The organism is bacterium (genome assembly GCA_035370465.1).
GTDB lineage: Bacteria > Ratteibacteria > UBA8468 > B48-G9 > JAFGKM01 > JAGGVW01.
Window position 1 is genome coordinate 23,402 of sequence record DAOOVW010000008.1, and the last position, 22,082, is coordinate 45,483.

The 22,082-nt window shown below is 29.9% G+C and carries 19 protein-coding genes; 8 read left to right on the forward strand and 11 right to left on the reverse strand.

Annotated elements, in window-relative coordinates:
• Window positions 1-4: 4 nt before the first annotated feature.
• The 5 genes from PLW95_02150 to PLW95_02170 form a co-directional block, all read right to left on the reverse strand.
• Window positions 5-1,798 (reverse strand): ABC transporter ATP-binding protein, encoded by a 1,794-nt coding sequence (locus PLW95_02150; GenBank protein ID HOV21467.1) that lies wholly within the window; start codon window positions 1,796-1,798, stop codon window positions 5-7.
• Window positions 1,795-2,892 carry a lipid-A-disaccharide synthase gene (gene lpxB, locus PLW95_02155; protein HOV21468.1) on the reverse strand — a complete coding sequence of 366 codons (1,098 nt, stop codon included), beginning with the start codon at window positions 2,890-2,892 and terminating at the stop codon, window positions 1,795-1,797. The genes PLW95_02150 and lpxB overlap by 4 nt, the downstream gene beginning before the upstream one ends.
• Window position 2,893: 1 nt before the next feature.
• Window positions 2,894-3,421, reverse strand: a complete 528-nt coding sequence (locus PLW95_02160) for an acyloxyacyl hydrolase (GenBank protein ID HOV21469.1) — start codon at window positions 3,419-3,421, stop codon at window positions 2,894-2,896.
• 117 nt (window positions 3,422-3,538) lie between these two features.
• A complete protein-coding gene (locus PLW95_02165) occupies window positions 3,539-5,191 on the reverse strand; it encodes an AarF/ABC1/UbiB kinase family protein (protein ID HOV21470.1) in 1,653 nt (550 codons plus the stop codon).
• A gap of 234 nt (window positions 5,192-5,425) precedes the next feature.
• On the reverse strand, window positions 5,426-6,889 hold the full coding sequence (locus PLW95_02170; protein HOV21471.1) for a radical SAM/SPASM domain-containing protein: 1,464 nt from the start codon (window positions 6,887-6,889) through the stop codon (window positions 5,426-5,428).
• Between the two features lie 187 nt (window positions 6,890-7,076).
• On the opposite strand from PLW95_02170, the gene PLW95_02175 reads away from it, so the two are divergent.
• From PLW95_02175 to cmk, 8 genes are all read left to right on the forward strand, one after another.
• Window positions 7,077-7,841: a dihydroorotate dehydrogenase electron transfer subunit gene (locus PLW95_02175; GenBank protein HOV21472.1), complete on the forward strand. Its 765-nt coding sequence runs from the start codon at window positions 7,077-7,079 to the stop codon at window positions 7,839-7,841.
• Entirely contained in the window at window positions 7,832-8,749 is a 918-nt protein-coding gene (locus PLW95_02180) for a dihydroorotate dehydrogenase (protein ID HOV21473.1), read from the forward strand. Before PLW95_02175 ends, PLW95_02180 begins: the two co-directional genes overlap by 10 nt.
• Window positions 8,733-10,520: an O-antigen ligase family protein gene (locus PLW95_02185; protein ID HOV21474.1), complete on the forward strand. Its 1,788-nt coding sequence runs from the start codon at window positions 8,733-8,735 to the stop codon at window positions 10,518-10,520. The genes PLW95_02180 and PLW95_02185 overlap by 17 nt, the downstream gene beginning before the upstream one ends.
• Window positions 10,499-11,164: a regulatory iron-sulfur-containing complex subunit RicT gene (ricT, locus tag PLW95_02190; protein HOV21475.1), complete on the forward strand. Its 666-nt coding sequence runs from the start codon at window positions 10,499-10,501 to the stop codon at window positions 11,162-11,164. Before PLW95_02185 ends, ricT begins: the two co-directional genes overlap by 22 nt.
• The gene (gene metG / locus PLW95_02195; GenBank protein HOV21476.1) at window positions 11,161-12,648 is read left to right on the forward strand and encodes a methionine--tRNA ligase; all 1,488 of its coding nucleotides are present in this window, start codon (window positions 11,161-11,163) and stop codon (window positions 12,646-12,648) included. The genes ricT and metG overlap by 4 nt, the downstream gene beginning before the upstream one ends.
• Complete coding sequence (gene pyrH, locus PLW95_02200) at window positions 12,645-13,361, forward strand: UMP kinase (GenBank protein ID HOV21477.1); 717 nt, start codon at window positions 12,645-12,647, stop codon at window positions 13,359-13,361. Before metG ends, pyrH begins: the two co-directional genes overlap by 4 nt.
• 225 nt (window positions 13,362-13,586) lie before the next feature.
• The gene (frr, locus tag PLW95_02205) at window positions 13,587-14,144 is read left to right on the forward strand and encodes a ribosome recycling factor (protein ID HOV21478.1); all 558 of its coding nucleotides are present in this window, start codon (window positions 13,587-13,589) and stop codon (window positions 14,142-14,144) included.
• The gene (gene cmk / locus PLW95_02210; protein ID HOV21479.1) at window positions 14,141-14,815 is read left to right on the forward strand and encodes a (d)CMP kinase; all 675 of its coding nucleotides are present in this window, start codon (window positions 14,141-14,143) and stop codon (window positions 14,813-14,815) included. The genes frr and cmk overlap by 4 nt, the downstream gene beginning before the upstream one ends.
• On the opposite strand, the gene PLW95_02215 is transcribed toward cmk, so the two are convergent.
• The 6 genes from PLW95_02215 to PLW95_02240 all read right to left on the reverse strand — a co-directional run bounded on the left by PLW95_02215 (window position 14,798) and on the right by PLW95_02240 (window position 21,971).
• Complete coding sequence (locus PLW95_02215; GenBank protein HOV21480.1) at window positions 14,798-16,507, reverse strand: hypothetical protein; 1,710 nt, start codon at window positions 16,505-16,507, stop codon at window positions 14,798-14,800. The genes cmk and PLW95_02215 overlap by 18 nt on opposite strands.
• 227 nt (window positions 16,508-16,734) lie before the next feature.
• Complete coding sequence (locus PLW95_02220; protein ID HOV21481.1) at window positions 16,735-18,054, reverse strand: hypothetical protein; 1,320 nt, start codon at window positions 18,052-18,054, stop codon at window positions 16,735-16,737.
• Between the two features lie 70 nt (window positions 18,055-18,124).
• Window positions 18,125-19,414: a DegT/DnrJ/EryC1/StrS family aminotransferase gene (locus PLW95_02225; GenBank protein HOV21482.1), complete on the reverse strand. Its 1,290-nt coding sequence runs from the start codon at window positions 19,412-19,414 to the stop codon at window positions 18,125-18,127.
• Window positions 19,415-19,542: 128 nt separating this feature from the next.
• The gene (locus PLW95_02230) at window positions 19,543-20,949 is read right to left on the reverse strand and encodes a hypothetical protein (GenBank protein HOV21483.1); all 1,407 of its coding nucleotides are present in this window, start codon (window positions 20,947-20,949) and stop codon (window positions 19,543-19,545) included.
• A 9-nt stretch (window positions 20,950-20,958) separates the two neighbouring features.
• Complete coding sequence (locus PLW95_02235; GenBank protein HOV21484.1) at window positions 20,959-21,765, reverse strand: sugar phosphate isomerase/epimerase family protein; 807 nt, start codon at window positions 21,763-21,765, stop codon at window positions 20,959-20,961.
• A 74-nt stretch (window positions 21,766-21,839) separates the two neighbouring features.
• Window positions 21,840-21,971 (reverse strand): hypothetical protein, encoded by a 132-nt coding sequence (locus tag PLW95_02240; protein ID HOV21485.1) that lies wholly within the window; start codon window positions 21,969-21,971, stop codon window positions 21,840-21,842.
• Window positions 21,972-22,082 lie beyond the last annotated feature (111 nt).

Below are 22,082 nucleotides of genomic sequence, written 5' to 3' on the forward strand. Positions count from 1 at the left end.
AAAATTATGCGAATTGAAGTTGCCATAATGTATAGTACACCCCTTGCTTATCAAGTAGTTGCTGATGTGTTCCTTCTTCAACAATTGTTCCATCTTTAAGAACAATTATTTTATTAACTTTTTTTAATGTTGAGAGTCGGTGAGCAATTATAAAAGATGTTCTATTTTCAAGTGTCTGGTCAATTGCTTTTTGTATCATTTTTTCTGATTCTGTGTCAAGAGAAGAAGTTGCCTCATCAAAAATTAAAATATCAGGGTCTTTATAAATTGCTCTTGCTATTGAAATTAATTGCTTCTGCCCTCCTGATAAAGTTATTCCTCTTTCACCAACAATCGTATTTTCTCCTTCTGGCAAAGAATTTATTAACTGCGCTATTCCATCCATTTTTATTACTTCTTTAAACCTTTCTTCATTTTCAAATCCAAGTGTTATATTTTCTTTAACTGTTGAATGAAATAAAACTGGTTGCTGTGAAACAAAACCAATATGCTGTCTTAAAGAATTTATTTTATATTCTTTAATATTTTTCCCATCAATTAAAATTTCACCTTTTTCAGGGTTATAAAATCTCAAAAGAAGTCCTACTAAAGTTGTTTTTCCAACGCCAGTTGGCCCAACTATCCCTATTTTTTCACTTTTTTCAACTATAAAACTTATTCCTTTTAAGACCTGTTTCCCTTCAAAAGAAAAAAACACATCTTTAAACTCAATATTTTTTTTAAGTCCCATAAAGACATCTTTCCCTTCTTCAACAACTGAACTTTCTGTATCAAGAACGGAAAATACTCTTGGTAAAGCAGAACTTGCCTGTTTTATCAATCCATATGTCTCTCCAATTCCTTTTAATGGACTTATCATTGAAAGAAGAGCAACAAAAAACAAAAATAAAAAGCCAGTACTCATTCCCCCATTTATTATTTTAACTGCTCCGTAATAAATAAGTCCACTTGATGCAACTGCTCCTGCAAATTCAGTAAATGGAGATATTATAAGCAATCTTTTTACCATACTTATTACATTTTTAAATATATTTTCATTTTCCTTCTTAAATTTCTCTTTCATATATTCTTCTCTGTTGTACACCTTTATAATTTGCTGTCCATATACACTTTCATTTATAACATTACCAATTTCTCCATATGCTATCTGTATTTTTTTGCCTAATTTTCTTAATTTATTTCCCATTTTAAAAACAGGATAAAGAATAACAGGGAACATAAATATTGAAAGTAGACTCATTTTCCAATCAATTGTAAAAATTATTACAAAGTAGGAAAAAGTGAGTAATATTGGAAATACAAATTTAGGGAAAAATGATTCAAAAACAACATTTAGAAGGTTAACATCATAAATTATTCTTGTTGTTAATTCACCCGTTTGTTTTTTTGCAAAAAAATCATCTGATAAACTCATAATTTTTGTGTAAAGTAATTCCCTTACATCAGTCAATAACCTTGTTGAGAAACATCTATAAAAATAATTCTGTAAATAAAAAAATAGCCCTTTAAGAAAAAGAATAGTTATTAAAAAAATAAGAAGGTATTTCAAAAGTAATAAGGATGGGAGTTGGTTTATTTTAAAAATCAATGGTTCTATTTTAATTTTTATAATTTGAGGTAAATTTTCTGGCAGAATAATTTTTTCTTTTTTAACAAGGACTTTATCCATTAAAGGTACTATTGCTGAAAGAGAAACACCATTGGCAAAAACAGAAAGAATTGTAAAAAAGATACCTGCCACGAGTAAGTGCCACCTAACTTTTACATAATTTTTAATTTTAAAGAATTCTTTTATCATTTTTTCCCTTTTGTCAGTTCTAAAATAAATTCTGCAACTTTTTTGCTTACACCTTCCTCTCCAATTTTTTCTTTTAAATATTTAAAACTTTTAATTTCTTTTTGATATATTTCTTTTTTACCAATTAAATCAATAATATCTTTCTTCACCTTTTCTTTTGGTATTTTTTGTATATACTCAGGAACGACATTTTCTCCTATAAAAAGATTAACTGGACTTACCATGTTTAATTTTACCATACATCTACCAATAAAATAATTTAAAAAAGATGTTTTATAAAAAACGATTAGTGGTTTCAATAAAAGAGATACTTCTAAATTAACAGTGCCACTTGTAGATAAAATTAAATCTGAATTTTCAATTAAAGTGTACGGGAAACCTTTAAAAATTTCAAACTCAATTCTTTTTCTTTTACATATTTTTTTTATAACCATTTCTATTTCCTCATCAAAAGATGAAATACCAACATCAAAATCAATTTCTTTTTTCAAGTCATAAACAATATCTAAAATTACAGGTAATGTGTAAGAAACCTCCTGTATTCTACTTCCAGGTAATATTCCAATCATCTTCTTATCTCTTTTTCTATCTTCTCCTTTTTTGATAAGGTCTACAACAGGATGCCCAAAATATGTACATTTTATCCCTTCTTTTTTATATATATTCTCTTCAAAAGGGAATATTGGAATAACAAAATTTATATATTTTTTAATTTTTTTTATTCTTTTGTAATTATGAGCCCAAATTTTTGGAGGAATATAATAGACATTAAAAAATTTCCTTTTAAGTTTCTCTGCAACTTTAAGATTAAAAGCAGGGTTATCAATAAAAACAATTATATCTGGAATTCTTTTTTCAATTTCATAAATAATTTTTTTAAAAAATTTTAAATATGAGGGGAGTTTTAAAATAACAGAAGAATATCCCATATATCCAACTGGCATGCCTTTAATAATTTCAACACCAACTTCCTCAAGTATTTTTCCACCTGTCCCAAAAATTTCAATATCAGGATTTATTTCTTTGATATTTTTAGCAAGAATTGCTGCATAATTGTCCCCTGAAACTTCTCCTGTAAAAATCCCTATTTTCATTTTAAAATGGATGAGAAATACCAAAAAGATAAAGATTTGAGTTAATTCCTGAATTTGGATGGTCTATTCCTGCATTTGAAATATGTCTATATCTATATTCAAGAAAAATGATATTTTTTTTAAAAGAAAACTTAATACCTCCGCATATCTGGTCAACAAAATTAAAATTTGTTGATTGTTCATAAGTATCCTGTGAAATATATATAATTCCACTTCCACCTTTTATATACGGAGAAATCCTTTTATTTCTAAAAAAATTGTATTTAAAGAAAAAAGCAAGTCCAACTTCAAAATTGTTTTCTGGCTTGTAAACATAAGAAACAAAAGGTTCTAACTGAAAATCCCAGACATCTGATAAAGGATAAGAAAAATCAACTGCAAAAATGGGAAATTGATAATCGGGTTGTCTTTCAAGTTTTCCTTCTCCATAACCAACAAAATAATCAATAGAAGAAGGTTTTTTTATATCAAAAGCATAAACATTAACAACAAAAACAAAGAAACCAAATATTAAAATTCTTTTTTTCATAGAAAAATTCTAAAACAATATTTTATAATTGTCAAACTTCTCTTTATTTAACAATTATTTTGTTGACATAAAAAAAGAAGGTTGTTGATATAAAATTTAAAAAAATTCTACTTTTAATTACTTTATGATTCTGCTATTTCTTATTATACTGATTATAAGATATATACCAAAAATTCCACTTACAATAAAACCAACTACTCCAAATGCAGAATGTCCCCAGAGTTTAGGTCCTTTTCCTGAGACCATAATAAGAGATGATGAAACAAGAATTGCAGATATTATTAAACTAAAAGCAACTCTACTACTTGATTTATCAATTGTTGAAGTTAAATTCTGTAATCCCTTATGTTCAAAAGCAACATTTATATATCCCTTTTTCAACATTTTTAAAGATGCCTCAACTGTTTCCGGTAATTCTTTTAATATGTCATAAGTGGATGAAATATTTCTTAATGTATCCTTTAATATCCCTTTCACTTTTTCTTTTTTTTCAATAAAATCAAGAACATATGTCTGTAAATATTCAGAAATGTTATATTCAGGATATATAATAGTAGCAACGCCTTCAAGAGTTAAAATTGCTTTTGCAAGTAAAGAAAAATTTGCTGGAACAGATATTTTATACTTTCTCATAATAGAAAATATTTCATCAAACAAGACATCAATATTAATTTCCCCTAAAGATATGTCTCTATATTTTTCAATGTAGTCATCTATTTCTCTTTCTAATTTTCTTTTATCAATCTCCTCTGCTTGATAACTTCCCATTGCTTCAAGTGTTTTAATTATTTTTTCGCTATTTGCTTTAATAGCACCTGATAATAAACTTATAATTTGTAGTTTTTCTTCTTCTGTCAATCTACCAACAATTCCAAAATCAAGAAGACAAAACTTACCTTCTTTTGTAATTAAAATGTTTCCTGGATGAGGGTCTGCATGAAAAAAACCATCTTGAAAAATCTGTTTTAATATTATTTCTGTTCCCTGTTGTGCAAGTTTTTTTCTATCAATACTATTAATTTTATCAATTTCTGTTATTTTAACTCCCTCAATGAATTGTAAAGTTAAAACCTTTGTTCCTGTAAGTTCTTTATAAACATCTGGAATTATTATATTTTCATAAGAAGAAAAGTTTTTTCTGAATCTTTGTATATTCCTTCCTTCATATGAAAAATCAAGTTCCTTTCTTACACTCTTTTCAAACTCTTCAACAATTTTTACAGGTCTATAAATACTTGCTTCTTTAACAAATCTTTCAATTAATTGTGCAATATCATAGAGAATCTCCATATCAAGAAATATTTTCTCTTCAATTTCTGGTTTTTGAATTTTTACTGCAACTTTTTCTTTTTTATAAGAAGCAATATGAACCTGTGAAATTGAGGCAGAAGCAATTGACTTTTCATCAAAATAATCAAATGTATCTTCAATTTTACATTTTAAATTTTTTTCAAGAACATCTTTTATTTTTTCATATTCAACTGGTTCTGTTGAGTCCTGTAATTTTTCAAGTTCTTTTAAATACTCAATTGGGACAAGGTCGGGTCTTGTACTTAAAATTTGCCCCATTTTTATAAAAGTAGGGCCCAATTCTTCAAGCATTTTTCTTAACCGAATAGGAGGGGATAATATCTGATTTTTTTTTCTAATGGGTAATATTGATAATTTTATGTGGGCTTTTTCAAGCAAATATCCAAATCCATATTTTATTACAATATTTGCAATTTCTCTGTATCTTCTAATTTTTCTACCAATTTTATATCTTGCCATGTAGATATCATTTAAATCCGTTCATATTTCAAGAATAAAGGCACAAAGTTCAAAAACTTTTCTTCTCATCTTGAATCCCTCGGGTATAGTTCAGAGAAATTCTGTGAACCATACGGACAACTCTCGCCCCAAAGGGGAGAGGCTCGCCCGTAGGGCTACGCCCGAGGGGTTAGGGTGAGGGGGAATTTTTACTTTTGCCTTCTCAGTCAAAACATTTGACTGGGTGTCTTGCCATTACTCACTTTTCCCAAGATACTCGTTTTTCCAGAGCGGTTCAACAAGTTCTCTGTATTCTTTATTATATTGGGGCATTTTCCCCTGTTCTATAAAAGATAAATATTCTTTTGCTCCTTCATCAAGAGGAACTGCTCCTGTTTTCTTAACAATTTCATAAAAATCAGTTGAATTGTCTCTTATAATACAAGGAGTAAGCAAATTTCCACATTGACAGGCAGGCCTTTCAATCCAGTAATTATTCTGCCATTTTCTTATTTCTTCAAAAAGTGGTGATTTTATTGCATCAGTTATTGTTCTGCCTTCATTATAAAGTTGATAAAGATTTCCATAATTTTTATCTTTAAATGGAATAAATACACAAGGAGTTATAGTGCCATCCCACATAATATAAAAATATCCTCCACCACGAGCAGCAGCCATACATCCATCAGAAGCAGTCCCTGAATTCCAGAAGTCGGCTATAAAAATTTTATCTTCAATTACAAGTTTCCATATTCTTTTCAACATTTTATATCTCTGTTCAGGTGTTACCATCAACTCAACAGATGGTTTTCTTCCAATTGGCATATATTGAAAATACCATCCATAAAAAGCACCCTTTTTATTAAAATAATAGTCAATAAATTCATCTGATAAAAGAAGTTCTGCATTATATCTTGTTGGAGTTACTGATATTCCAAAAGGTACTCCATTTTCTTTCAAATTATCCATTGCTTCCATTATTTTTTTATAAATGCCATTTCCTCTTCTTTCATCTGTTTCTTTCTCAAATCCCTCAACTGAAATTGCAGGGGTGAAATTCCCAAGTTCAGATAACTTTTTTGCAACATCTTTTTTTATCATAGTTCCATTTGTATATGCCATAAAATAAGCATCATTATGTTTTTCAAGTATATCAAATAGTGTTTTCCCATTTTCTCTGTACATAAATGGCTCTCCACCAGAAATAACAAAAAAATATGCTCCAAATTGTTCTTTAATTTCTGAAATAACTTTATCAAAAACATCAAATTTTAAAGTATCTTTTGTGTAAATTTCACCTGCATAACATCCTTTACATTTCAGATTACATACATTTGTTGGAGAAATAGTTACAAAACATGGTGGTCTAAATCCATGTTTTTCTTCAAAAGTTCTTCTGACATAAATACCTTCAATGAATATCTTGCCAAGAAAAATATTTGAAAGTGCTTTTACACAATTTTTAGAAATACTTCCTGAATCAAATGCCTTTTGTAATGAACTTAAAAGTGCACTTCCCATATAATATCTTTCTTCCATTACTTTGCGTGGTCTATCAGGACCTTTAAATGCCATTTTGTAAGTCGCTTTTTCAATAGCATTTATTAATGCCCTTCTTGTAACAGGTGTTTTAAGTCCCATATTTATAATTCCTGCTACTGCTTTTCTTGAACCACCCTTCTCCATTATATTTTTTACTCTTTCTTCAAGTGTTAACATACTGCCTCCTTATTTTCTATTATTATACCACTTATTATAATTTTGTGAACTATTTTATTATTTTGTGAGGTTGATTTCAAGAAATGTTTCTTCTCTCTCGCTGATTGTAAATTTTAAGTGATTTTTGTAAATGGGTTTTTGAAATAGGTATGAGTAAACATTTATGATTTGTGTTATAATTTTTAAAATGGAAATAAAAAATTGTAAAGTTATTAAAAATCAAAAGATAGCAGAAAAACATTTTATTTTAAAATTTGAAAATAAATTTTCAAAAGAATTCCTTCCAGGACAGTTTCTTATGGTTGCTCTCCCTCACTTTTATTTGAGAAGACCTTTTTCTGTTTTTAAAGTCAATAAAAATACAATTTCTATATTATATAAAGTAGTTGGAAAAGGAACAGAAATTTTATCAAAAATGAAAAAAGGAAATATTTTAAATATTTTAGGTCCCTGTGGAAATGAGTTTAATATTGAACAAAAATACGAAAATATCTGGATTATAGGAGGTGGCACTGGAATTGCTCCTTTAATTTTTCTCTCAGAAAAACTTAAAAGAAAAAATAAAAATATAACCTTTTTTTATGGAGCAAGAAACAAAAACTTGTTATTTTTTGATATTTTACCTGCTGGAATTGAATATGTATTTTCAACAAATGATGGGAGTTATGGATATAAAGGAACGATTTTTTCAATTGTTGAAAAAATGATAAAAAAAGAAGAAAAACCAGATGTTATTTATTGTGGTGGTCCTGAATTACTTTTGCAAAAGGTATCTTCATTATCAGTGAGACACAAAATCCCATCATTTATAACCCTTGAAAATTTTATGGGATGTGGAATGGGTGTTTGTTATGGATGTGTAATTAAGGTAAAAGAACAAAATGGCTGGGAGTATAAAAGAGTATGCAAAGATGGCGCTATTTTTAGAGGAGAGGAAGTAATATGGCAGTAAATTTAAATACAGAACTTGGAAAATTAAAATTAAATTCACCAATAATTATGGCAAGTGGAACATTTGGATATGGGACTGAAAAATTTCAATTTATTGATTATAAAAAAATAGGTGCCATTACAACAAAAACAATAACTTATGAAAAATGGGAAGGGAACCCACAACCAAGAATTTCTGAAATACCATCTGGAATGATTAACAATATCGGACTTCAAAATCCTGGTATAAAATATTTTTGTGAAAAAATATATCCTTCTCTTGAAAAATTAAAAAAAGAGGAAGTGAAAATTTTTGTCAGTATAACTGATAGAACTCTTGATAATATTATAAAAATAGTTGAAAAATTAAATTATTTAAAAATTGATGCAATAGAGTTGAATTTTTCCTGCCCAAATTTTGAAAAAAATAATTTGATGATTTCTCAAATTCCTGATAAAACATTTTCAGTTGTGAAAGAAACAAAAAAAGTGAGTAAATTTCCTGTTATAACAAAACTTTCTCCAAATGTAACAGATATTGTAGAAATTGCAATTGCTGCTTCAGAAGGTGGAAGTGATATTTTATGCATGGTAAATACAGTTAAGGGAATTTTTTTTGACTGGGGAAGGAAAAAAATAATTGAAGGGGGAATTTCAGGACAATGTATAAAAGGTATTGGGTTAAGATGTGTTTATGATGTTTATAAAAGAGTAAAAATTCCTATAATTGGACTTGGGGGGATTGTTTGTGGGAAAGATGCCTTAGAATATATTTTAATAGGGGCTGATGCATTTGGAATTGGTAGTGGTTTTTTTTCAAATCCAGGAATTGTTAATGATGTTTTTAATTATCTTTCTTCTTATCTTACAAAAAAGGGAATTAAAAATATAAAGCAAATAGTAGGTATTCTGAATGAAAAAGGAAAATAAAAAAGAAAAGAATTATTTTTTAAGTATTTTAACAATTTTATTATGTCTATTTATTTTTTTAAGGGTGTGGTATGACGGAATAAGTGAACCATTTATAAATACCCTCCTTGTTTTTTATATTTTCTTTTTAACCCTAATAAGTTATTTATACAGAAAAGAAAAAACAGAGAATTTACCTTTGATGTACTTGCCTTTTTTCCTTTTTGTTCTATTTTCTTTTATTTCTTCAGGTATTTCTCAAATTAAAGGTAGTGGTATTACTTATAATACAAATATTTTATCTTTTTTTTGTTTGATGATTCTTATTAGTAAAATTGAGAAGCAACAAGTAAAATATCTAATTTATACTTTATTTTTTGCCTGTTTTGTTCTCGGTATTTACGGGATTTATCAATATTACTGGGGATTTGAAATAACAAGACAATATATTCTTTCTAACAAAGAAGTTTTAGCCAATTTACCTCCAACATTTCTTGCCCGACTTGAAAGCAACAGAATTTTCTCAAGGTTTGTCTACCCCAATGTTTATGCTTCTTTTTTATTGACGGTTCTTCCTCTTTCATTTTTTACTACTTTTGAAAAAAATTTTTATATAAAATTTTTTTCCTGGGCCACTTTTTTTATTGCTTTTTATAATCTTTTACTCACTGGTTCAATAGGGGGTATTCTTATTTTTATTTTTGTTTTTCACCTTATTTTTCTGTTTTTAATCCTACCAGAAAGAAAATTTTTTAAAATCACCCCCTTTTTAATTCTTTTTGAAATAATATTTGTTATTTTTATTTACAAAGCAGGGAAATTACCTCATATTCATTCTTTTGTTGATAGATTAAATTACTGGAAAAGTAGTATAAATATATTTAAAGAAAGTCCTATTTTAGGAGTTGGACCTGAAAATTTTGCCTTTTTCTTTACAAAATATAAATTACCGCAAAGTATGGAAGCAAAACATGCTCATAGTTTATTTTTTGAAACACTTGTTGAAAACGGTATTATTGGGACTATATTCCTTTTTTCTTTTGTATTTTCGGTACTTTATAATATTTTCATCAAAAAAGAGAAGCAAAAGGATTTTTTTCTATATGGAATTGGATTTTCTTTTCTTTCTTTGTTAATTCACAACATTATTGATTTTGACTTTGTTGACCCATCTTCATCTTTTCTTTTTTTCATTTTAGCAGGGATTTCCATAGTACTTCTGAACGGAAATTATAGAAAAGTAAAATTGACACTTTTCCCTTTTTATTTTACTATTATTTTGGTGTGTTGTTCTATTACATTTACAAGATATAACTTATGTATTGGAAATTTAGAAGCAAGTAAAAACATTGATAATTATAATTTAAAACTTTATTTTTTAGAAAGAGCAGAAAAATTTTATCCTTTTTATAATGTTTATTTATATAAAGGGAAAGTGTTTTGCCAGATGGGAACAGAAAATAGAGATGAAGAATTATTAAAGAAAGGTGAAAATTTACTTAAATACTCTATTTATTTAAACCCTTATTTAGTTAATGCTTATAGAGAACTATCTTTTTTATATCAACAAGAAGGTAGAATAAAAGAAAGTGAAAAAATGTATTTGAAACTTATTGAACTTTATCCCAATAAAAAACAGTTTAACCTTGAAGTGAGTATTTTTTACAAAAGTTTAAAAAATGAAGAGAAATTCAAATATTTTTTTGAAAAAAGCAAATACCTTTTTCCTGTTTCAGTGGAGGAAGGTATTATTTGTAACAATTACGAAAAATGGATAGAATTGCAGAAGTAGAAATAAGAAAATGCGATAAACTTTTATATTTTAAAGTAAGTAAGGATGTGCAAGTTGAAAAGGGGGATTTTGTTATTGTTGAGTTTACCCAGGGAACTATTGACTGGGGAAGAATTTATAGCTTTGTTGAAACAAAAGGGTTTTTCCCACATACAATATCTGGGAAGGTTTTAAGAAAAATTACAGATAGTGACCGCATAATTATTGAGGAAAATAATGCAAAGAAAAAAGATGTTTTTGATATATTCAATAAAAAAATAAAACAATATCATTTGAATATGAAATTGGTAGATGTTGAATATTCATTTGATAGGACAAGAATAACTTTTTATTACTGGGCAGATGGCAGAATTGATTTTAGAAATTTAGTAAAAGACCTCGCAAAAATTTTTAATTGTAGAATTGAAATGAAACAGATTGGGTTAAGGGATGAAGCAAAAATAAAAGGTGGTTATGGAATATGTGGACAACCACTTTGCTGCTATGCTTTCTTAAAAAAATTTGATACTATTACAATGAGATTTGTAAAAACACAAAAATTACCTCTTGATATGCATAAAATAACGGGAATTTGTGGTAGATTGCTTTGTTGTTTAAGATATGAAGATGAATTTTATAAAAAAGAAAAAGTGGGAAAAAAATGAAATTTTATATAACAACTCCTCTTTATTATGTAAATGCTAAACCACATATAGGACATACTTATACAACTGTTGCCGCTGATTGTCTTGCAAGATTTTATAGAATGAGTGGATATGATGTTTTTTTCCTCACAGGGACTGATGAACATGGGCAAAAAATATCAATAGCGGCACAAAACGAAGGATTTTTACCAGAAGAACTTGCAGATAAAATCTCACAAATATACAAAAAAACATGGGAAAAATTAAATATTTCATATACAAAGTTCATAAGAACAACTGAAAAACAACATCAGGAAGTTGTAAAAAATGTATTTAATAAACTTTATGAAAAAGGGGATATTTATAAAGGACAATATCAGGGATATTACTGTATTCATTGTGAAAGTTATGTAATACCTGAAGAAAAAGAAAATCCAGTATGTCCTGATTGTAAAAGAAATGTTGAAAAAATTTCAGAAACATCTTATTTTTTCAAATTATCTGCCTATTCTGAAAAACTTTTAAGAGTTATTGAAGAAAGTGAATTTATAAAACCAGATTTCAGAAAAAAAGAAATTACCAATTTTATAAAAGAGGGGTTATATGACCTATGCCTTACAAGAAAAAATGTGAAATGGGGTATTCCCTGCCCAATTGATGAAAATTATACAATTTATGTTTGGTTTGATGCTCTTTTGAATTATTTAAGCGGAGTTGGTTATTTATATGATAACAACACATTTGAAAAATATTGGCCAGTTGATGTTCAACTTATAGGGAAGGATATAATGAGATTTCATAATATTATCTGGCCTGCAATTTTAATGTCTTTACAACTTCCTTTACCAAAAACAATTTTTGCTCATGGATGGTGGACTATGTCAAAAGAAAAAATTTCAAAATCAAAAGGAAATGTTATATCTCCTGACGATTTTATAAATGAGTATGGAGTAGACCCATTTCGTTATTTTATTATGAGAGAGATACCTTTTGGACTTGATGGAGAATATTCAGCAATTACTTTCAAAAAAAGATATAATAGTGACCTTGTAAATGACTTTGGGAATTTACTTAACAGAACTCTTAACCTTATTGAGAAAAACTTTAATGGAATTATTCCAGATTCCTCATCTGAAGAAGAAATTACAAATTTAACAGATGAGGTTTTTGAAAATTATAGTAAAAAGATGAAAGAAATATCTTTTTCAGAAGGCATAGAAGAAATATGGAAACTAATAAATTACCTTAATAAATATTTAGATATAAAAGCACCATGGAGACAAACATGTGAAAAACCAGAAAAAGTTATTTACTCTGTTGTTGAAGGGATAAAAAATGTATCATTGATGCTTTCTCCCATTATACCTGAAACAATAAAAAGGGTATTTCAAATGATTGGAATAGAAAATAAAATAAACAAAGAAAATTTTTCTTCAATAAAAGAAAGGATACCATGTGGAATAAAAACAGGGAAAAGAGAAGTACTTTATATAAGGAAGAAATGAAACCAATTTATAAAAGAATTTTAGTTAAACTTTCTGGGGAAGCACTTTTAGGTAAAAAGAAATCTGGAATAAGTTCAGATGCACTAGTTTCAATATCAGATGAAATTAAAGAAGTTAAAAATATGGGATGTGAAATTGGTGTTGTAGTTGGAGGAGGAAATATTTATAGAGGCAGTCAACGAGATAAAGAAGTAATAGAGCCAGTTACTGCTGATTATATGGGTATGCTTGCCACAGTTATAAATGGACTTGCTCTTCAAAATTGTTTAGAAAATAAAGAAGGATTGGAGACAAGAGTTTTAAGTGCTTTTGAAATGAGGGAATTCTGTGAACCATATATAAGAAGAAGAGCAATAAGACATCTTGAAAAAGGAAGAATAGTAATTTTTGTAGGGGGGACTGGAAATCCTTATTTTACAACTGATACTTCTGCTGCCCTTAAAGCAATTGAAATAAAAGCAGATGTCATATTGAAAGCAACAAAAGTTGATGGTGTTTATACTTCTGACCCTCTTAAAGAACCTTCTGCTAAAAAATTTGATAAATTAACTTATATGGACATATTACAAAATCAACTTAAAATTATGGATAGTACTGCTATTTCTTTATGCATGGAAAATCATATACCCATTGTTGTGTTTAATCTTTTCAAAAAGGGTAATTTAAAAAGGGTTGTTTGTGGACAGGGAAAAAGAACAATTATAACTGATTAAGTTAAAACATAAAGTAAAATCCCAAATATTTCCCCCTTTTATAAAGGGGAAAGGAATAATTAGAGACACAAAAGCCCAGAGGAAGAAAAAATAAAATGAACAATACCCCCCTCACCCCTTCCCTCTCCCCTGAGGGGAGAGGCTCGCCCGAGGAGCCAGGAGTGAGGAGTAATAAGTAGATAACAAAAATTTTGGCAGTACCCCCCATAAATAAGGAGGTATTTGATGAAAAATCAGATTGTAAAAGAAGTTGATAGTAAAATGAAAGAAGTTGTAAATTTCTTTACAAAAGAAATAGGACTTTTAAGAGTTGGAAGGGCTTCTGTTTCTTTATTGGAAGGAATTATTGTAGAGTATTATGGTTCTAAAATGCCAATAAATCAGTTATCAACAATAACAATTCCTCAACCACAACTCCTTATAATTCAACCATGGGATAAAAACATAGTTGGTGATATGGTAAAAGCAATTCAGTCAAGTAATATTGGACTTAATCCAATATCTGATGGTAATGTCATAAGGGTCCCTGTACCTCCTTTAAGTGAAGAAAGCAGAAAAGAAATTGTTAAAAACCTTTATAAAATGGCTGAAGAGGCAAAAGTAGAAATAAGAGAAATTAGAAGACAGGCAAACATTCAGTTAAAAGAAAAACAAAAAAACGGTGAAATTTCAGAAGATGATATGTATAATGGTTTTGATGAAATTCAAAAAATGACAGATAAATATATTGAAGAGATTGATAAAAAAACAAAAGATAAAGAAAAAGAAATAATGGAATTATGAAAAATATTGTAATAGCAATAGATGGTCCAGCAGGAGCAGGAAAAAGTACAGTTGCAAAATTAGTTGCAAGGAAACTTGGTTTTCTTTATATAGATACAGGAGCAATGTATAGATGCCTGACATTAAAAGCAATGGAAAACAATATAAACTGGAATGATAAAGAGAAACTCATAGAAATGGCAAAAAATACAAATATTGAATTTATTTCTAATGACAATTACAAAGTTATAATGGATGGTAGAGATGTAAGTGAAGCAATAAGAGATGAAGAAGTAAGTAAAAACACAAAACATATTGCATCTATTTTAGAAATAAGAGAAATTTTATGGGAAAAACAGAGAAATTATAGAGAAAAATTTAACATTGTCATGGAAGGAAGAGACATAGGAAGTAAGGTTTTTCCAGATGCACAGATAAAAATTTATTTAGACGCCTCAATTGATGAAAGAGCAAAAAGAAGGTATTTACAACTTAAACAAATGGGAATTGAGGAAGAAATAGAAAAAATAAAAAAAGATGTTGAACAAAGAGATGAAGTAGATAGAAAAAGGGAAATAGCCCCTCTTATGAAAGTTCCTGAGGCAATTTATATTGATACAACAGGTCTTACAATCCAGCAGGTAGTTGATACAATATGTGACCTTGTTCAGCCGTTATACTTGGGAAGATAATTTTAATTTTGTATTATTTTCTCCACCATTTATAAGATAAAGCAAAGGCAAAGGTCTGTCCACTCCTTCAATAAACTCTGGTCTTGCTTGCCATGGACACACAGAAAGAACATTTGTAAAATCCATCCAATATTCTAATCTTGAAACTTTTAAATCCCATATCATATGAAAATGATTTGCTGGTGCATATTGTTTGTATTCAAGCATTGAAGCATACTTTGGGACAACAAATGTATGTGGCCAAGTATAATTGGATGTTTTACAAACTTCTTCTGCAAGTTTTTCAGGTAATTGTCCTGTTTCTGCCTCATCCCATATAAGAGAAAATATATTGTTAATTGATGAATAAGCAAGTCGCCCGGCAATTCCTTTTATACCACCAGGGGAAACAAATTTTACTGAATTTCCACCACCAGGGAAAGAAAATTCCTCAGCAATAGGAAAAGTAATTCTTTTCATAATTTCTTCCATTTTCTCACCTTGTTTTCCTGCCCAGTTAAATGAAGCACTTCCTGAATTAGTCCCATCAACAAAGCCCTTTTTGAACCACATTTCATCTGTCTTTATATTTATACCAATTTTTTCTGCAAGTTGTTTTATTTCCCATGGTTCCCAGACTTTTCTGAAATCCATAAATAAAGGCGGCTCTCCTCCTGTTAAATAAGTAAAAAATAACATCGTAAGTAATCCCTGAACATCTGCTTCCGTTGCATAAGGAATTACTCTTTTCTTCCCTGTATGGTCAAATGTTGAATTAAAAAGTGCCTCCATAACATCTGCAACAGGAAGAGGAATACCTCTTAAATCAGAACCCCATTCAAGTTGACTCATAAAACCGCCTCCAACAGCATTTAAGTCCTTCATTATATCTCTTACAATCAAATACATTGCAAGTGATTGATTGAACTTTTCGCTATCTTCTTGGTTTCTTATTTCAATTCCTCCTGAATATTTTTCTAGCCAGTTTCTTAATTCAGTTAGTTCATTTTTGTCATACACCTTTTTTGAAAGCATATCTGAAAGTAATTTCATATCAAGACGGGTAATTTCTATCCCAAATATTTTTCTTGTAGGAATAATATGAGCAAGTGCTGTCTCCATTCCCATAGAATCATGCCCAAATATAACAACTCTTCTGCCTTTTAGTGCTTTATATGTAATTGCTCCATAACACCAATCAACTAAATCTTGTATTGTTTTATCACTTATTATCGGTTCTAAACCAGTATCTGACCAATTTCCAATATTTATATGCATAAGTTTACCATATTGGGCAACTGCTCCATTACATGCCTGAACATAAACAACACCTGGTTTTGGTCCACTATTTCCACATGTCAAATTTATTGGTGTATCCTGAGGAAATTGCTGTAAAAATGATATAAGCGTAAGTTGAGGAAATGCCCATGTATCGGGAACTCCAATAAAAATATCTACTTTTTCTTCTTTAAATTGTTTTGCCACAATATCACCTTGTTTCTCTCCATCAATTAAAACATCACTATAAACAACTTTTACATCTTCTCCAAAAAATTTTATTCTATCAGCAATAATATCAGCAGTCATTTTAATTATATTTTTTACTCTCTGTCTTGATTGTTCATCAATTCTTGGGTCAGATGGAGCAAAAACACCTATGACAGGTGTTTGACAAGAATTTTTTACTTCCCCTACTTTAATTGCCTTTCCCATATTTTCCCTCCCGATTTTTTATATTTTTATAAAACTTTACTTATTTCAAATTTACAATATTCTTTTTTCCCTGTCAATTTTTTTGGCAGGTTGTAAATCTTTATTTATTAGCAATTTAGTAAACTTTAAAGGAAGAGTAATAGAAGCAGCATAAAAACAGCCCCTATATTTTCCCAATTCTAAATTCTGCCACTCATAAGGTGCTCCTTTATTTCTCTTTTCCTTCGTTATTTAACACGATTAAAAAGTTCTTGATATGTTTTATATATAATTTCTTCTGCATTTTCATCTGGTAAAGCAAATTCTTTTTGTACATTCATTATACCGGATTCATTGTCTCTTTTATGCTCATGAGATGGCATTAGGTAAGAAAGTTCATCATTACAAAGAGAATTCACCCATGTGTACTTAAAAGGACTTGCTTTTCGCAGGTTCATCGCAATCTCGTGGAATACTTCACCACATAGTCCTAATATTACAAGTTCTCCCAGACATATAATTTGTAGTTCCGAAAACACTCCTTTTTCATCCTGTTTTCCACCAGCAACTCTTCGTCCTTGAAGATATGCCTGATGTCGTAAAGTTAAAGTTTTTTGTAAGGGGAAATACACCTTCTTGCTTGCAGAAATAACAGGTGTAGGTTCAAAAGGTTTTAATTTTTCCCATATCTCTTTTGCTTTTTCATAAAGTTTCTGACCAGCAACTGGAACAAATTTCTCCGCTTCTGCGGCCGGTACATCATGTTCAAAAAATGCTGCTGGATGAACATTACCTTCTGGTCCTGCCATTAAAGAAAAAACAAATTTATTGCCTATTTCTTTTTCAAGTTTTTCTGCTGCCCATCCAAAATAATCACTATTGAGAGTAGTGCTTCCCATAGAAAGTGCATTATGACATCCAAAATTTCCCAACCCACAAATAGGTCTTCCTTCTGTATCTTCAAATAATACAAGTCGCAATGAGTCATCATAAGGTGATATAGATTCAATCTCTTCTTCTTTCACATGCTCTATGGAATATGCATGAGTTAAACTTGCAACACTTCCATCTTTCATCCTGATTCTTGGAGTTCCAATACCAGGAACAGAGATTTCACCTATTCTTCCTTTTGCAGTTCTTCGCCGACTATCTGCAAGAAATACAGAACTGGCAGCATATCGGTAAAGCATATCTAAATATGCCTGTGTTTCATTACTTAGTTTATCATATCTTATTAAAACACCACCAGTATCGTACGGGTCATCATAATCAATCACTTTTGCTGAGGAGTGAGTATGAGTGGCACATACCATAATATTTTCTTGTGGTATATCTGTCCACTTACTTGCAAGTTCTCTAATACCTCTTGTAATATTCGGAAAAAATTCACTTATATCTAAAAGCACTATTGCTACCTTATTTTCCCCATCATCAAAAACAGTTGCTCTTGCACATAGTTCTCCTATTACATCAGTAGCCAGTCCTTTGGGCCCAATTCGTCTTGCCTGGTCAAGAGGTGGCATAATACTATATTTTGCTGCTCCAACTTTAATTTTCTCCCTGCTCATATTTTTTCCTATTTATAAGGAAAACAATTTTTTTCTTTTTCCTATGTAAATACCGAAAAACAAAAAATAATTAACTTTTTTTAACTTCTTGAACCATAGAAACCCATTTTTCTACACCTTTTTCTTTTATATCATCAAAAACCTTTTTAATTGCAAGTCCAACAAGTTCAGCAGTTTTTTCATTATTGGGTTGTCTTAAAGGATATGTCATACCAAAATGTCTTCTACAATGCTTTTGTGCTTCTTGATATTCTTCTGGATTATAAGAAACATTTCTGCTGTGGGGACAAATCCATGGGCATCCTTTTCCATATGCATTTTTTGCTTGAAATACAGTCATTTCAGGAAGTATAAAACTCTGCCATATTCCGACTGGAACTCCTTCCTGTCTTATTGCTTCCATAATTGAATCCCTTAAAATTACTTCATCACCTGAAAAATCAAGTTTTTCTGGTTCAATTCTTAATGTATAGTTATACCATATATGCTCGCATCCCTCTGGAGTATAAGGTATTTTTAATCCTTTAATATCTTTTATAATATCTGTCAGAACAGAAGCATTTTTTTTCTGGGTTTCTAAATATCCATCAAGTTTTGTAAGTTGCGCCCTTCCAAAAGCAGCAGTCAGGTCATTATTTCTATACATCCAGCCAAGAGCATATGCATGATAGTCCCTACTTTCTGATGGTCTTCTTGTTTCTCCAAATGACCATAACATTTTTGCTTTTTCATATATTTCCTCATTATCGGTCACAAACATACCACCTTCTCCTGAACATAAACATTTATTTTGATTGAAACTGAAAGCACCACAATCCCCAATTGTCCCCACTTTTTTGCCCTTATATTTTGCCCCATGTGACTGACAGGCATCTTCAATAACTTTTAAATTATATTTCTTTGCTATTTCCATAACCTTATCCATCTCAACAGAAAGTCCATGAAGATGAACTACAATAATACCTTTTGTTTTTTCTGTTATCTTTTCTTCAATTTTATCAACATCCATATTCATCGTTTCATAGTCAATATCAACAAAAACAGGAATACAATTATGATGAAGAATACAGGTGGCAGAAGAAGACCATGTATAAGATGGAACAATTATTTCATCTCCAACTCCTAAACCACAACCTGCTATGGACATATGTAATGCCGCTGTTCCACTATTTGTGGTTATTGCATATTTGTTCCCATTCCAGGCAGCAAATTCTTTTTCTAATTCAACACAATTTGGTCCATAAGCATGATTTGTTCCTTCTAATGAATTTAAAACATATTTTCTATCTATTTCATCTATTGGTGGCCAGTCCTTTATTTCTTTTACTGTTTTCTCTCCTCCAAAAATAGCAATTTTCATTTTTCTTCCTCCTTTTGTAAATGGAAGTTTTACCAAAATTTTTGTTATCTGTTAATTTCCCCCTCACTCTCGCCCTCTCCCCATAGGGGAGAGGGTATGGGTAAGGGGCGATTTCATCTTTTTTTCATCTATTTTTTGACACTACCAAAAAGGTTATTTATTTCTTTTAATGTCTCTTCAACAATTACCTGCCCTCCCTCTGGTCCAACTAAATTGTCTACAATTTCTGCACCATAACTTCTCCCTTTTACTGCTCTTTCTGTTGGTAAGTAAGTACCTCCACCATTTGATAGTTGAATAAGAAACGTTTGAATTGATTTACTCCTTGCTTTTATCCTTATACCATAATCAAGAAAAAGTTCAAACCTATTTGTTGCAAAAGCAATATCTCCAAGACGAATTACATGTAATTCCATAGGTAAATATGGGTTCTCCTTTTGCTTATTATATCTCTCAATTACTTCTTTATTTCTACTTAAATGTCTAAATGTATTTGGCGTTTCTTTTTCTCTCTGTAATTTCTCAATCTCTTGTTTTGCTTGTTTTACTTCTTCTTCTGTCACCATCCTCATAGGTAAATTTATTGTTTTAACTATGTGTTTAAATTCTACCTTATCTTTTATATCTTCCTTTGTGTATGGTAAAGCATCATCAACTGCATTTGCTATTCGTCTCCCTATCTCTTTCCTTGCTGACATCCTTATATCTTCTTCTTTCTCCTTAAATCCCCTTAATTCCAACATCCTACCTTCTTCTTTCTTACCAATAAGTAAGTGTGGTGATTGGTCTCCTGCTGGTGAACATTGTGGAAGTATAAATATATCTTTTGAATACCTTTTGTAAATCTCTTCTCTTGTATCCTGCCAGAAATCTGCTGATAAGAAAAGAGCATTTTCTGTTTCCTGTGATGGACAGGCAATATTTATTATCATACCTGTTAATTTCTTGTTCTTATCCCAGGTAAAAAGTAAATTTACACTATGGTCTTCATATCCTTCTATATGACTGAAATTTAGGTCATCAGTATTGCCATACATCTTTGATGAACCGTCAAAATAGGTAGCTCTTCTATTATGACCAACTACTGCATGCCCAAGTCCATAAGATATCATCCCTTCTTTTCTGTTCTGCCATGACTTTATAATACAATCACCCGCTTTTTTCACAAAAAACTTTGTGTATTCAGAAGGACTCATTACTCCTTTTTCTGATGTCTCATATAGCCCTTCTTTCATTGTAGGTCCTGTATGAGTATGAGTTGCTCCAAAAGATATTTTCTGAACATCAATCTCTGACATTTTACCCTTGACATATTCTCTTACTTCATTACATACCTCTTCGTAAATATAAACAAGGTCTGCTGATAAAAGAATTGCCTGCTCCCCTTTTTCTGATTCAATCGCTAAAGATGTTGCCGTTACAGGGTCATTTACATATTTTGAAACCCTTGCATAATGCTGACCATGTAAAAGAACTGGCCTATCTGGTGTTATATCTTCTTTTGCCCATCCAATTAAAATTTTCTCTCTTTCCATTTTTTCTCCTTATTTTATGTTTTTTAGAAAGTTCAATGCTTTTATTATTGCTTCTTCTCTGTCATATTTATACCCTTCATATTCAATACTTACATAAGACAGATAATTCTCTTTTTCCATTGTCTTAACAAGTTTTTTATAGTCAATTATCCCTTCTCCTATAAGTGCTGGTATGTACTTCTTCCCATCTAACCCCTCTTTTCCATCATTAGAAATTTCCCAGTCCTTAAAATGTGTATGAATTACATATTCCTTCATTTTAAGAAAACTTTCTGATGGCTCTTCTCCACCCAATATAACATTTCCTGAATCAAATGTCACTTTTACTTGTGGTATTTCTTTTATTATTTTTTTCATATCCTCTGAATTCAAAAAAGGACCTCTTATATCTGGAAATTGCTCAACAGTTATTGAAATACCATAATTATCTGCAAGACCAATAACTTCTTCGAGCCCTTTTATAACATTTTCTCTACTTTCATCTCTTGAATATTCATCCTTTCCACCAATTGGAAGCATAATTTTATCTGTTGCTAAAACCTTACTTTCCTCAATCCCTCTTTTAATTTGTTCAATCCCATGTCTTCTTAAATTTTCATCTTTAAAATTTATATCTACAAAAAATGTATAGCAAACTGTTTTCAATCCATAATCATCCATAATTTCTTTTACTTCGTCTGCCCGCCTTCCATATAGTCCAACCCATTCTATACCATCAAGTCCTAAATTTCTTGTCAATTTACAAAGATATTCAATATCGGGATTTTCTCCCCATTTTCCCCCTGCCATTGTATAACTCATCATTGAGTATTTCATTTCTCCTCCATTAAAGTTATTAACATCAAAAAACAATAACCCCCAATTCCCTCTATTTTTTTGTTCTATGATATTTATATTATTTTTACATATTCTACATAAAAAGTATAATAAAATTCTCCTGGGCTGGTGTAGTCCTTATTTGAAAGTATATCCCACAGAGGAAAAAGAAGATATGATACAAGAAGTATTTTCCTTTCGTACATTTTTTGACCACCCGATGTTCATATAAAAAATTTATAATTATCCTATTTCCCTGTCAATTTTTCATTATTTATTTTCACCTTATAAAGATCAAAAAATAACATTTAAGAAAG

What these genes read in the sequence shown, in the direction of transcription:
- PLW95_02235 (HOV21484.1), bottom strand. Translation starts at nt 21,765, where the DNA reads ATGAAATACTCAATGATGAGTTATACAATGGCAGGGGGAAAATGGGGA.
- PLW95_02225 (HOV21482.1), bottom strand. Translation starts at nt 19,414, where the DNA reads ATGAAAATTGCTATTTTTGGAGGAGAGAAAACAGTAAAAGAAATAAAG.
- PLW95_02180 (HOV21473.1), top strand. Translation starts at nt 7,832, where the DNA reads ATGGCAGTAAATTTAAATACAGAACTTGGAAAATTAAAATTAAATTCA.
- metG (HOV21476.1), top strand. Translation starts at nt 11,161, where the DNA reads ATGAAATTTTATATAACAACTCCTCTTTATTATGTAAATGCTAAACCA.
- PLW95_02175 (HOV21472.1), top strand. Translation starts at nt 7,077, where the DNA reads ATGGAAATAAAAAATTGTAAAGTTATTAAAAATCAAAAGATAGCAGAA.
- PLW95_02165 (HOV21470.1), bottom strand. Translation starts at nt 5,191, where the DNA reads ATGGCAAGATATAAAATTGGTAGAAAAATTAGAAGATACAGAGAAATT.
- PLW95_02150 (HOV21467.1), bottom strand. Translation starts at nt 1,798, where the DNA reads ATGATAAAAGAATTCTTTAAAATTAAAAATTATGTAAAAGTTAGGTGG.
- PLW95_02160 (HOV21469.1), bottom strand. Translation starts at nt 3,421, where the DNA reads ATGAAAAAAAGAATTTTAATATTTGGTTTCTTTGTTTTTGTTGTTAAT.
- PLW95_02170 (HOV21471.1), bottom strand. Translation starts at nt 6,889, where the DNA reads ATGTTAACACTTGAAGAAAGAGTAAAAAATATAATGGAGAAGGGTGGT.
- PLW95_02240 (HOV21485.1), bottom strand. Translation starts at nt 21,971, where the DNA reads ATGTACGAAAGGAAAATACTTCTTGTATCATATCTTCTTTTTCCTCTG.
- frr (HOV21478.1), top strand. Translation starts at nt 13,587, where the DNA reads ATGAAAAATCAGATTGTAAAAGAAGTTGATAGTAAAATGAAAGAAGTT.
- lpxB (HOV21468.1), bottom strand. Translation starts at nt 2,892, where the DNA reads ATGAAAATAGGGATTTTTACAGGAGAAGTTTCAGGGGACAATTATGCA.
- ricT (HOV21475.1), top strand. Translation starts at nt 10,499, where the DNA reads ATGGATAGAATTGCAGAAGTAGAAATAAGAAAATGCGATAAACTTTTA.
- cmk (HOV21479.1), top strand. Translation starts at nt 14,141, where the DNA reads ATGAAAAATATTGTAATAGCAATAGATGGTCCAGCAGGAGCAGGAAAA.
- PLW95_02185 (HOV21474.1), top strand. Translation starts at nt 8,733, where the DNA reads ATGAAAAAGGAAAATAAAAAAGAAAAGAATTATTTTTTAAGTATTTTA.
- PLW95_02215 (HOV21480.1), bottom strand. Translation starts at nt 16,507, where the DNA reads ATGGGAAAGGCAATTAAAGTAGGGGAAGTAAAAAATTCTTGTCAAACA.
- PLW95_02220 (HOV21481.1), bottom strand. Translation starts at nt 18,054, where the DNA reads ATGAGCAGGGAGAAAATTAAAGTTGGAGCAGCAAAATATAGTATTATG.
- pyrH (HOV21477.1), top strand. Translation starts at nt 12,645, where the DNA reads ATGAAACCAATTTATAAAAGAATTTTAGTTAAACTTTCTGGGGAAGCA.
- PLW95_02230 (HOV21483.1), bottom strand. Translation starts at nt 20,949, where the DNA reads ATGGAAAGAGAGAAAATTTTAATTGGATGGGCAAAAGAAGATATAACA.